General features: G+C 63.3%; 11 protein-coding genes and 1 other RNA gene. 1 reads left to right on the top strand and 11 read right to left on the bottom strand.

Features of this window, described 5'->3' with window-relative positions; translation table 11 throughout:
- Positions 1 to 9: 9 nt before the first annotated feature.
- The 7 genes from mraY to mraZ all read right to left on the bottom strand — a co-directional run bounded on the left by mraY (position 10) and on the right by mraZ (position 7,597).
- Positions 10 to 1,092 (bottom strand): phospho-N-acetylmuramoyl-pentapeptide-transferase, encoded by a 1,083-nt coding sequence (gene mraY / locus ACX3P1_RS10375; protein WP_459079499.1) that lies wholly within the window; start codon positions 1,090 to 1,092, stop codon positions 10 to 12.
- 24 nt (positions 1,093 to 1,116) lie between these two features.
- Positions 1,117 to 2,535, bottom strand: coding sequence for a UDP-N-acetylmuramoylalanyl-D-glutamyl-2,6-diaminopimelate--D-alanyl-D-alanine ligase (locus ACX3P1_RS10370; RefSeq protein WP_459079498.1), 1,419 nt, complete (start codon positions 2,533 to 2,535; stop codon positions 1,117 to 1,119).
- Positions 2,532 to 3,986, bottom strand: coding sequence for a UDP-N-acetylmuramoyl-L-alanyl-D-glutamate--2,6-diaminopimelate ligase (locus tag ACX3P1_RS10365; protein ID WP_459079497.1), 1,455 nt, complete (start codon positions 3,984 to 3,986; stop codon positions 2,532 to 2,534). Before ACX3P1_RS10365 ends, ACX3P1_RS10370 begins: the two co-directional genes overlap by 4 nt.
- Before the next feature lie 61 nt (positions 3,987 to 4,047).
- Positions 4,048 to 5,757 carry a peptidoglycan D,D-transpeptidase FtsI family protein gene (locus tag ACX3P1_RS10360; protein ID WP_459079647.1) on the bottom strand — a complete coding sequence of 570 codons (1,710 nt, stop codon included), beginning with the start codon at positions 5,755 to 5,757 and terminating at the stop codon, positions 4,048 to 4,050.
- Positions 5,757 to 6,125 carry a cell division protein FtsL gene (gene ftsL / locus ACX3P1_RS10355; protein ID WP_459079496.1) on the bottom strand — a complete coding sequence of 123 codons (369 nt, stop codon included), beginning with the start codon at positions 6,123 to 6,125 and terminating at the stop codon, positions 5,757 to 5,759. Before ftsL ends, ACX3P1_RS10360 begins: the two co-directional genes overlap by 1 nt.
- A 6-nt stretch (positions 6,126 to 6,131) precedes the next feature.
- Positions 6,132 to 7,148 (bottom strand): 16S rRNA (cytosine(1402)-N(4))-methyltransferase RsmH, encoded by a 1,017-nt coding sequence (gene rsmH / locus ACX3P1_RS10350; protein ID WP_459079495.1) that lies wholly within the window; start codon positions 7,146 to 7,148, stop codon positions 6,132 to 6,134.
- A complete protein-coding gene (gene mraZ, locus ACX3P1_RS10345) occupies positions 7,145 to 7,597 on the bottom strand; it encodes a division/cell wall cluster transcriptional repressor MraZ (RefSeq protein ID WP_459079494.1) in 453 nt (150 codons plus the stop codon). The genes rsmH and mraZ overlap by 4 nt, the downstream gene beginning before the upstream one ends.
- 403 nt (positions 7,598 to 8,000) lie before the next feature.
- Between mraZ and ACX3P1_RS10340 the strand changes: the two genes are divergently transcribed.
- Complete coding sequence (locus tag ACX3P1_RS10340) at positions 8,001 to 9,107, top strand: cystathionine gamma-lyase (protein WP_459079493.1); 1,107 nt, start codon at positions 8,001 to 8,003, stop codon at positions 9,105 to 9,107.
- A gap of 3 nt (positions 9,108 to 9,110) precedes the next feature.
- On the opposite strand, the gene ACX3P1_RS10335 is transcribed toward ACX3P1_RS10340, so the two are convergent.
- The 4 genes from ACX3P1_RS10335 to ACX3P1_RS10320 all read right to left on the bottom strand — a co-directional run bounded on the left by ACX3P1_RS10335 (position 9,111) and on the right by ACX3P1_RS10320 (position 11,087).
- Entirely contained in the window at positions 9,111 to 9,359 is a 249-nt protein-coding gene (locus ACX3P1_RS10335; RefSeq protein ID WP_459079492.1) for a type II toxin-antitoxin system RelE/ParE family toxin, read from the bottom strand.
- A 73-nt stretch (positions 9,360 to 9,432) separates the two neighbouring features.
- On the bottom strand, positions 9,433 to 9,717 hold the full coding sequence (locus tag ACX3P1_RS10330) for a type II toxin-antitoxin system ParD family antitoxin (protein ID WP_459079491.1): 285 nt from the start codon (positions 9,715 to 9,717) through the stop codon (positions 9,433 to 9,435).
- Positions 9,718 to 9,901: 184 nt separating this feature from the next.
- Positions 9,902 to 10,325, bottom strand: an RNA gene (gene rnpB / locus ACX3P1_RS10325) — RNase P RNA component class A.
- Positions 10,326 to 10,388: 63 nt separating this feature from the next.
- Complete coding sequence (locus ACX3P1_RS10320; protein WP_459079490.1) at positions 10,389 to 11,087, bottom strand: lytic transglycosylase domain-containing protein; 699 nt, start codon at positions 11,085 to 11,087, stop codon at positions 10,389 to 10,391.
- Between the last annotated feature and the right edge of the window lie 67 nt (positions 11,088 to 11,154).

Here is an 11,154-nt window from a genome sequence, read left to right as displayed (position 1 = left end):
GCCCGGTTCCTATCTGAGCTTGAGGGTGGAAAGGCCGACCAGCGCCAGGATGACCGCGATGATCCAGAACCGGATCACCACCTGGCTTTCGGTCCAGCCGAGCTTTTCGAAATGGTGATGGATGGGCGCCATCAGGAACACCCGCTTGCCCGTCATCTTGAAGTAGCCGACCTGAATTATAACCGACAATATCTCCACCACGAAGAGGCCGCCGACGATGACCAGCACGATCTCGTGCTTGGTCGAAACCGCGACCGTGCCGATCAGGCCGCCGAGCGCCAGCGAGCCGGTGTCGCCCATGAAAATGGCCGCTGGCGGCGCATTGAACCATAGAAACCCGAGCCCCGCGCCGATCACCGCGCCCAGCATCACCGCCAGTTCGCCGGTGCCTGGAACGAAATGAATCTGCAGATATTCGGCAAATACCGCGTTACCCGAGAGATAGGCAATTACCCCAAACGATGCGGCGGCGATCATGATCGGTACGATGGCCAGCCCGTCCAGCCCATCGGTCAGGTTGACGGCGTTGCCCGCGCCCACCATCACGAAGGCCCCGAACGGGATGAAGAACCAGCCCAGGTTGATGAGGAACTCCTTGGCGAACGGAAAGGTCAGCGACGACGAGAACGGTTCCTGCCCGGCATGCATGATCGCCCAGCTGGCGATGCCGGCGATCAGGAATTCAAGCGCCAGCCGGGCCTTGCCCGAAAAGCCCAGATGCGACTGCTTGGTCACTTTCAGGTAATCGTCGTAGAAGCCGATCGCGCCGAAACCGATGGTCACGAAAAGCACGACCCAGACATAGACGCTGCGCAGATTGGCCCACAGCAGCGCCGAGATGATGATGCCCGTCATGATCATCAGGCCGCCCATGGTCGGTGTGCCGGCCTTCTTGAAATGCGTCTGCGGGCCGTCCGCGCGGATCGGCTGGCCCTTGCCCTGCCGCAGCCGCAGCGAATTGATGATCGCCGGCCCGAAAATGAAGACGACGAGCGCCGAGGTAATCAGCGCACCACCGGTGCGGAAGGTGATGTAGCGGAAGACATTGAAGGCCGCGAAACGGTCCGCAAAATCAACGAGCAATGTCAGCATGCTATGTCTTTCCCCAAACCGGCTTCAGCGATCGCCTTGCGCCGGAAATTTCTTGAGCAGCGCGTCGACAAGTTTCGAAAAGCCGATGCCCTTGGACGATTTGACCATGACCACGTCGCCGGGGCCGATGGCGCCCATGAGCATCGGTTTCAATTCGTCGACGCTTGCGCGATAGGCGGTGGCGATGTCGCCGGGCAGCGCTTCGGCGAGCGCCTTCATTTCCGGCCCACCCAGGAACACGGTCTCGGTGCCGACGATCAGTTCGGCAAGGTCCGCATGCAGCTTGGCCGAGTGCTCGCCCAGTTCCAGCATGTCGCCGAGCACCGCGATGCGGCGGCCATTGCCCGCTACCGGCGTCGCGTTGAGCAGAGCCAGTGCCGCGGCCATCGAGGCGGGGTTTGCGTTGTAGCTTTCGTCGATCAACGTGAACGAGCCTTGGCCATGGCGCAGCACATGCCGCTGTCCCCGTCCGGCCTCGGCCGAAAGGCTGCCCAGCGCCAGCGCCACCTGGCCGACATCCGCGCCCGCAAGATGCGCCGCCCCTAGCACGGCAGCGGCATTCTGCACGATATGCCGGCCCGGCGCGCCGATGCGCGCGACGATTTCCTGCCCGCCGATGCTGGCGACAAGCGTGGAATGGTCCGCATGAAGCGCGAATTCGAGCAGCCGATAAGTCGCCCGCTTATGCTCGCCAAAGCCGGCAATATGCTCGACGCCCAGCGCCGTGGCCAGCTTCTCCAGAAGCTTCGAACGCGGATCGTCGCGGTTGAGCAGCGCTGTGCCGCCCGGTTCCAATCCCTCGAAAATCTCGGCCTTGGCCTTGGCGATCTCCTCCAGGTTGCGGAAGAAGCCGAGATGCGCGGCAGCGATCAGCGTGATGATGGCGATATGCGGCCGCACCATCTTGACCAGCGGCCTGATCTCGCCGGGGTGGTTCATGCCGATCTCGAACACCGCGTAATCGCAGTCGTCCGGCATCCGCGCCAGCGTCAGCGGCACGCCCCAATGGTTGTTGAGCGACTTGTCCGACGCATGCACCTTGCCCACGGTGGACAGAGTGTGGCGCAGCGCCTCCTTGGTGGTGGTCTTGCCGACCGACCCGGTAACCGCGATGATCTTCGCCTGCGAGCGGGCACGCGCCGCAACGCCCAGCTTCTCCAGCGCTTCCAGCACGTCCGGCACGACGATCATCGGGGCCGTCAGCAGCCGGCCGAGCGCCGGCAGCTTGCCCTCCGCAACGACCAGCACGCCGGCGCCCGCCTTGATCGCGGCAGTGGCGAAGTCGTGGCCGTCCATCGTCTCGCCCTTGATGGCGAAGAAGGCGTCCCCCGGCTGCAGGCTGCGCGTATCGATGGAAATGCCGCCGACGCCTTCCGGCATCGGCCCGAGCGGCCTGCCGTCCATGGCGGCGACCAGCGCCTCGCAGGACCACAAAAGGCTCATGCGGCACGATCCTTCAACGCCGCACGCACTTCCTCATGGTCGGAGAAATGAAGCGTTTCCGCCCCGATCGTCTGGCCTTCCTCGTGCCCCTTGCCGGCGACGATCAGCGTATCGCCGGCGTGAAGCATGGCGACCGCCACGTGGATGGCCTGTCGCCTGTCGCCGATCTCGATGGCGCCGGGGGCCGCAGCCAGGATGGCGGCGCGGATGGACGCGGGCGCTTCCGAGCGGGGATTGTCGTCGGTAACGATGGTGACGTCCGCCAGCCGCGTGGCGATCTCGCCCATGATCGCACGCTTACCCCGGTCGCGGTCGCCGCCGCAGCCGAACACCACGACCACCTTGCCGGTGGTAAAGGGCCGCACGGCAGCCAGCACGTTTTCCAGCGCATCGGGCTTGTGGGCGTAATCGACATAGACCGGCGCGCCGGCGGCCGTGGTGCCGACGAGGTCGAGCCGGCCCGGCGCGCCCTTCAATTTCTCCAGCGCAGCGATCGCGCGGGCGGTGGGCGTTCCGGTGGCGATGGCAAGGCCGACAGAGACCAGCGCGTTCGATATCTGGAAATCGCCGGCCAGCGGCAGGTCGATCTCGTGCAGGACGCCATCGGCTTCGACCTCCGCCCGCTGGCGGTGGCGCTCGTGCTCGACGCGCTTGAGCTTCAGGAAGGCCCCCTGCCGCCCGACCGTCAGCACGTCCAGCCCTGCCGCGCGCGCGGCGCGGATGGTCGGCTCCGACCATGGGTCGTCGGCAAAAATCACCGCCGGCGCGCCTTTCGGCAGCAGCGTATCGAACAGGCGCAGCTTGGCGCGGTGATAATCCTCGATGGTCGGATGATAATCCATGTGATCGCGGCCGAGATTGGTGAAGCCGCCGGCCTTCAGCCGCACGCCGTCAAGCCGGCGCTGGTCGAGGCCGTGGCTGGACGCTTCCATCGAGGCATGCGTCACGCCGGCCTGCGCCAGTTCGGCCAGCAGCCTGTGCAGCGCCACCGGATCAGGCGTGGTCAGCGAACCGTATTCGTTGCGGCCGGGCGCAACGACCCCGGTGGTGCCGATCGAAGCAGCCGACAGGCCGGCATGTTCCCAGATCTGGCGCGTGAAGGCTGCGACCGACGTCTTGCCGCTGGTGCCCGTCACCGCCACCATCGTCTCCGGTTGCGCACCGAAGAAACGTGCAGCGGCAAGCGCCAGCGCAAGGCGGGGATCGTCCACCGTCAGAACCGGAACCGACAGGCCGGCCAGTGTACTGTCTTTGGCGGCGACGACCGCCACGGCTCCGCGCCGGGCTGCATCGGTGGCATAGGCGGCGCCATCCGCCTTGGTGCCCGCCAACGCAAAAAACAGCGTTCCCGGCACGACCTGCCGGGAATCGGAGGAAATACCGGCAATCTCCAGGTCAAAGGACGCGGCGCCTTCGACGGGCAGGATACCGGCAAGTGCTTTCAGCTTCATGGAAATCCGTCGTCCCACCGTTTGCAAAAACGACGCGCTGTTGCCGGCGCGTCGAGGAGAATCACTCCATGGAAACCAGCGTTGCACCGTTTTCATGGCTGAAATCCGGCTTCACGCCAAGCAACGCCGCCGAGCGGGCAATGATGTTGTGGGCCATGACCCCGGCATTGTAAGCGGCGGTCCCGCCCATGCCCGGCTTTTCCGGCTTCGGCTCGTCGGCAATGGTCAGCACGATATATTGCGGATCGTCCATCGGGAACGCGGCAACAAACGCGTTGAAGTTCTTGTCCTTCGAGTAGCGGCCGTTGACCACCTTTTCCGCCGTGCCCGTCTTGCCGCCGACCCGATAGCCGGGAACCCGCGCTTTGCGACCCGATCCTTTTTCGGCGTTCAGGGCATAGACATAGCGCATCGCGTCGCTGGTCTTGTCGCTCACCACTTTCTTGGCAACCGTCATTGCCTGTTCTTGGCTACGCGCCAGGAAGGTCGGTTCGATGAGGTAGCCGCCATTCATTAAGGCGGCGCAGCCGACCGCCGTTTGCAGCGGCGTCGTCGAAATACCATGACCGAAGGCGATAGTGATCGAATTGATCAGCTTCCATACCCTTGGCTCCGTCGGGCGCGCGACTTCCGGCAATTCGGTCTGCATCCTATCCAGCAAGCCGAGGCGATGCAGGAATTCGCGGTGCCCTTCGATGCCAACCGCTTCGGCCTCCTTGGCCGAACCGATGTTGGACGAGTAGATGAAGACTTCCGGCACCGTCAGCCAACGGCCCTTGCCGTGAAAATCGTGGATGGTCTGGCCAGCGATGCGGATCGGGCGCGTCGCATCCAGTTTGCTCGCCAACGTCATTTTTCCGGAATCGAGCGCCATGGCCGTGGTGAAGCTCTTTAAGGTCGAGCCCATCTCGTAGAGGCCGGCCGACATGCGGTTAAGCTTGTCCTTGTCTTGCGCATTGTAAGGATTGTTCGGATCGAAATCCGGCACGGAGGCCATGGCCAGGACTTCGCCGGTCTTGACATTGAGAACGACCGCGCCCGCTGCGATGGCATGGTATTTTTCCATGCCGGTAGCGATCTCGTCATGCACGATGTGCTGGACGCGCAGGTCGATCGACAGCTTGACGGGCTCCAGATCCTTGGCGACCGCGAGACCCGACGCCTGGAGCGCGCTGAGGCCCTGATTGTCGATATACTTCTCCATGCCGGAGATGCCCTTATTGTCGATATTGGTCAGGCCGACAATGTAAGCCGAGGTGCTGCCGCTGGGGTAGAAACGGCGCTTTTCCGTGCGGAATCCGATACCGGGAATGCCCAGTTGCAGGATGTCGTTCTGCTGCTTGGGCGTCAGCTGGCGTTGCAGCCAGACGAAGCCCGCGCCGCTTTTCAGCTTGTGATAGGTCTGCTCGTAGTCGATTTCGGGGAGCACCGTTGCAAGTCGTTCGATGGCCTCGTCGGCATCGACGATATGGCGCGGCTCCGCAAACAGCGATGCCGTCTTGATGTCCGTGGCGAGCAATTCGCCGTTGCGGTCGACAATATCGGGCCGCGACGCCGTAACCCGGCTTGCCGGCGCGCCGGAATTGTCCGCATCCTGGAAGCCCAGATAGACGAGCCGGCCGGTGATGACCGCGTAAATGCCGAAGAAGACCGCCATGGTCATCAGCACGCGGGTCCTGGCCCTGCCGCCGGTTGCCTTGCGCGCCCCGTCGACGACGATGGAACCGGAGTCCTGGGCTTTTTCACTGCGCCGCAGCATTTTACCGATCATCATTGGATGCCTCCGGTAACGATCGCATCCTTGCCGTTTGCGGCCACGTCCGGCTGTTCGGCCATCAGCTTTTCGATGGTCAGCGTGCGCGGCGGCAACTGATCCAGACCAACGATCTGATGGCCGGTGACCGGGGCAAGTTCCAGTTGCGGTTGATAGATTGCCGCCAGCTTCTGCAGGCGTTCCGGCTGCGTCAGCAGGCTCCAGTCCGCCTTCAGCAGATCGATGGTGTCCTCTTCCGTATGAATTTGCGCCTTCAGCTTGTGCACCACCGCCACCTGGACTTCGGCGTTGCGCTTGATCGTGTAGGTCATGGCGGCAGCGGCGACCATGACCGCAATCAACACGATGTCACTGGTTCGAAACATGAACGCTTACCTCTCGCCCGACTGGCCGATGACTGGAAGTTTTGGAAGGCCGAAAATGGAAAAGTCGCCGGCGCGCGCCGGCGCATCGGTGCGGACCGCGGCCCGAAGCCGGGCCGAGCGCGCCCGGGGATTGAGCGCTATTTCAGCATCGCCGGGCGTTACCCCGCCGCCCGCCTTGAGAAAGGTCGCCGGCTTTTCCTGCACCTGCGGCATGTAGCGCGAACCGGAAGCGGCATCCGCACGGTCGGCGACGAAGCGCTTGACGATGCGGTCTTCCAGGGAATGAAACGTCACCACGACGAGCCGGCCACCGGGCCTCAACGCCCGCTCGGCGGCGAAAAGCGCCTTCGCCAATTCGCCAAGCTCGTCGTTGACATAGATGCGCAACGCCTGGAACACGCGCGTCGCCGGGTGGATTTTGTCGCCCGGCTTGCGGCCGACATGCGTCTCGATGGCGTCCGCGAGGTCGAGCGTGCGCTCGAACGGATGCTTTTCGCGGCGCGTTTCGATCATGCGGGCAATACGCCCGGCATGGCGCTCTTCGCCCAGAAAGCCGAAAATGCGTGCCAGGTCGCCGGCCTTGAAGCCGTTGACGACATCGGCGGCACTCACGCCCGCCTGCGCCATGCGCATGTCGAGCGGGCCGTCGGCGCGGAAGGAAAAACCGCGCGCCGCCTCGTCGATCTGCATGGAAGAAACCCCGATGTCGAGCACCACGCCGTCAGCACCTTCGACATGTTCGTCCAGCGTCGAGAATGGCGCGTGCACAAGCCGGAGCCGCCCGCCGGACTGGTCCTCAAGTGCCCTGCCCGCCGCGATCGCATCGGGGTCGCGGTCGATGCCTATTACATTTGCGCCGGTTGCAAGGATCGCCCTGCTATAGCCGCCGGCACCGAACGTGCCATCGACGATCACCTCGCCGGGCTTGGGCGCCAGCGCCTCCAGCACTTCGGCGAGAAGAACAGAAATGTGACGGGCCGGTCCGCTAGCGGCGTGATGGTCATCGCCATGGCCCGTCGTCATTCCGGTCGCTCCCTCGTCCCCTGCCGAAGCTGCAACAGCCGCGCCCGCGCCTGCGCCCCATAGGCGGCAAGCCGGTCCGGCTCCCACATCTGAAAAAAGCTCCCACGCCCGACAAAGGCCACCTCGCCTGCAATGCCGGTATGTTCGCGCATGAAATCGGTCACCGTGATGCGGCCGTCCTGGTCGAGTTTCAAAAACGTGCCGTCGCCATGGCAGAAGAACGACATATCGTGCGCCGTCTGCAAAAACGGGTCTTCCTGCGCGATGCGCTGCTCGTAGCGGTCGAGCAGGTCGAGCCCGCCGACATCCATCGCCGGGATATCCAGGCAACGCAGCGCATAAAGCTCCGAGTAGCCGCGTTTCTGCACCACCGAGCGGAAATGCGCCGGCACGGAAACCCGCCCCTTGGCATCGATCCGGTTGACGGCGCTCGACAGAAAACGGTCCATGACGCCTTGCGATCGCCTGGGCAACCGCACCCTTCCCCAGTTTGCCGCCAGCGCGGTCGCGAGGCGGTTTCATGCTCTTTTCGCCATCGTCCGCGCAGCTGGAAATCGGCAAACGCCCGGCCACAGCGGCGGCCCGAGTGGCGTACGCTTCACCATCACACGAAACGAAGGCTTGAGTATCGAAACGGGATAACATGGGGCACTATGGGCGTCAACGGGAACAGCTAGGGTGGATCGGCATCCCGAGGCCGTAAAAACGGCTTTGGGGGCATTGTCGTCTTTATCCTCCATTAAGCCTAACGAAGCGTTTAGAAATGGCGTCGGGAACCCGCCATGGCTTGCCGCACGCCGCAAGCAGGCATAGCGTCGGCGCATTCTCATCAGAGTCCCAGGTTCACGATTGATGTCCGAAACCGCCAGGCGCGCCGCCGCCCTTCCCCACTTGCGCAACAAAAGCTTCGCCAAGGGCGACCCGATAGCGCTTCCGCTCACCATGGCCTCGATCTTCCACGCGCCGGGCGATGCCACCGGCTTCAACCAGTATGGCCGGTTCTCTAATCCGACATGGGCGGCGGTGGAGCATATGTTGGAGCATCTGGAGGACGCGCCATGCGTGGCGTTCCCCTCCGGCATGGCGGCGATTTCGGCGGTATTTTTCGGCCTACTCAAATCCGGCGACCGGGTGCTGCTGCCGTCGGACGGCTATCCGACATCGCGCGGCGTGGCCGACCGCTACCTGAAGGGCTTCGGCGTCGAGTGCGATGTGCGGCCGACGGCCTCGTTTCTGGACGGAGGCTTTGACGGCTATCGTCTGGCCTTCGTCGAGACGCCTTCCAATCCCGGTCTCGACATTTGCGATATCGCAGCCGTCGCCAAGGCAGCGCACGCCGCAGGCGCGCTGCTGGCCGTGGACAACACGACCATGACGCCCTTCGGCCAACGCCCACTCGATCATGGCGCGGACATCGTCGTTGCGGCCGATACCAAGGCGCCCAACGGCCATTCGGACGTGCTGTTCGGCCATGTCGCCAGCCGCGATCCCGAGATCGTCACCGCCATCCAGGATTGGCGCAAGACATCCGGCAGCATTCCCAGCCCCTTCGATGCCTGGATGCTGCATCGCGGACTGGAAACGCTCGACGTCCGCTTTGAGCGCATGTGCACAAGCGCCGGGCTGATCGCGCGGCGCTTGCAGGCGCATCCGGCCGTGCACAGCGTGCGCTATCCGGGCCTCGAAACCGACCCGTCGCACAACCTCGCCAGCGCCCAGATGGAGCGGTTCGGCTTCCTCATCAGTCTCATACTCGACACAGAAGACAAGGCCGAAGATTTCATCAATGGTTGCGCCCTGATGCAGGCGGCCACCTCGTTTGGCGGCGTCCATACTTCGGCGGAGCGCCGAACGCGCCGCGGCGACGCGGTTCCGCCCGGCTTCGTGCGCCTGTCGGTCGGCTGCGAGCCGGCGGAAGAATTGTGGAAAGCGTTCCAGGAATCGCTGGACCGGCTTTAAACGTCAGCCCTTGATCTCGTCCCGTTCGACGTTACGTCTGCCGTGCAGCACGCGAAGGATCTCCACGGCGTCCGTGTTCACACGGTAGAAGGTCAGATATCGCACATGCTGGAAGGCGCGAAGGAAGGCCTCGACCAACGACAATATGGCGAATGCCGGCCCCGATATCGTCACGCGCTGCACCGGAAAACGGATAAAGGGCGAGCAGACCCCAACGCTGCTCGAAGGCTTCGATAATCCTGAGCGCGGCATTCGGGCTTTTGCCTGCTGATATAATCGCCGATCTCCTCGACATCGACTTCCGCTCGCGGGAGCAGCCGGTATTTCACTCTTTCAGGCCTGCACCGGCAATCATGCCCAAATATTTAGCACGCAGCCGTTCCATGATCGGAGGGCCGTCCCGCGCAGGCCCGCTGTCGATGCCCTCCTGCACCAGCGTCCGCAACTCTTCGAGCGTGTAACCGAACAGGTCGCGCCTGTCCTTCCACTGTCGCAAGGCATCGCGCACGACCTCGCTTGCGGACGCATATTCGCCGGCGGCGACGACGTCGTCCACCGCCGCCGCAAGTTCCCGCGAAAGCGTGATGCTGCGTTTATCGACATGGCCCATGGCTTCGCTCCGTCATCGCTTTCCAATAATGGTACGATTAAATCCCACCATTTTCAAGAAGTGCGGTTTGCGTGTGCCAGGCCGACCGACACCAGGCTTGATTCAAATTCTCGATCGCTTGATTCAGAACGCGGGGAAAAGAAGCCAACGGATTGATACGCCGGAATAATCGCTTGGGAGAAAAAATGTCAGCTGGCCTGTAAGCCGGGTTTTGTATGGCCCTCTTCCCTTGCGGGGCGAGAACGTGGCGACCATTCATCTTGGACGCATGTTGCCATGCGCCTCACGCAACCTACCCGAACGGTGAGCCGGAAACAGCCCTCGAGGGTTTCCCCCCGCACCGTCCCTATTCGGTTTTGCTCCCGGTGGGGTTTACCGTGCCGCTCCTGTTGCCAGTCGCGCGGTGGGCTCTTACCCCACCCTTTCACCCTTACCCCGACGGACGATCTCCTTGCGGACACCGGCCGGCCGAGGCGGTTTACTTTCTGTGGCACTTTCCCTGGGGTCGCCCCCGCCGGCCATTAACCGGCACCGTATTTCCATGGAGCCCGGACTTTCCTCACCCACGGCCTTTCGGCGATTGTAGGTGCGGCCGCCCGGCCAGCTGACAGGGGCGTATAAAGGGGTTTGTCGCGGAAAACGCAAACGAAAAAGCCGACGGACGCCAGCGATCAGATGGACGTCCCGAGCCTCGCCATATGCACCTTGACCTTGCTGCAATAGGCGGACGACACCGGGTTCATTCGCTTCGCGGCGTGGCCGGCATTGTATTTGAGGATGGTGCCGCAGGTGGTGCCGCCGCCAAGGCCTTGCGCCATGGCCAGATACTTCATGCCGTATTTGATGTTGGTTTCCGGGTCGTAGAGCCCCTTGACCGAACCGCTATAGCCCATCATGCGCGCCGTCGCCGGCTTGATCTGCATCAGGCCGACCTCGCCGGCACTGCCCGTCAAATGCGGCCGATAATTGCTCTCGACCCTGATGACGGCCCGCGCCAGCGAGAAAGGCACACCATAGCTTGCCGCATAGCGCGCAACGATGGCGGAATAGGGAACCGCCGCCTTGGCGGATTTGGCTGCGTTCACCGGCCCGATTGACGCGGTGGTCGTTCTGTCGATGGCGGTCTTTTTTCTGGCGGCCTTGCGCTTGGCGGCCGCTTTTGCCGTCTTCGTTCCGGTCTTCTTCGCCACCTTTTGCTTTGTGGTCTTGTCGCCTGTCTTCTTGGCGTCGGCCGCCTTTGTCTTGTGCGCCTGGGCAGGGATGGCACCCTGATCCGTACGGAAATTCGGTGGCGCGCTATGCGCCACAGTTACGGCAAAACTCATCACGCCGGCAGCAAGGGCTGCCGTTACACCAGTCAATTTGTACATGCTGTCCTGTTCTTAAGAATCGCGCGAAGATATCCGCGCGACGGTGCTCGCTGGAGGCCGGAATAGC

It is taken from the genome of Mesorhizobium sp. A623, assembly GCF_054489405.1.
This window is presented reverse-complemented; position numbering and strand designations above follow the sequence as displayed.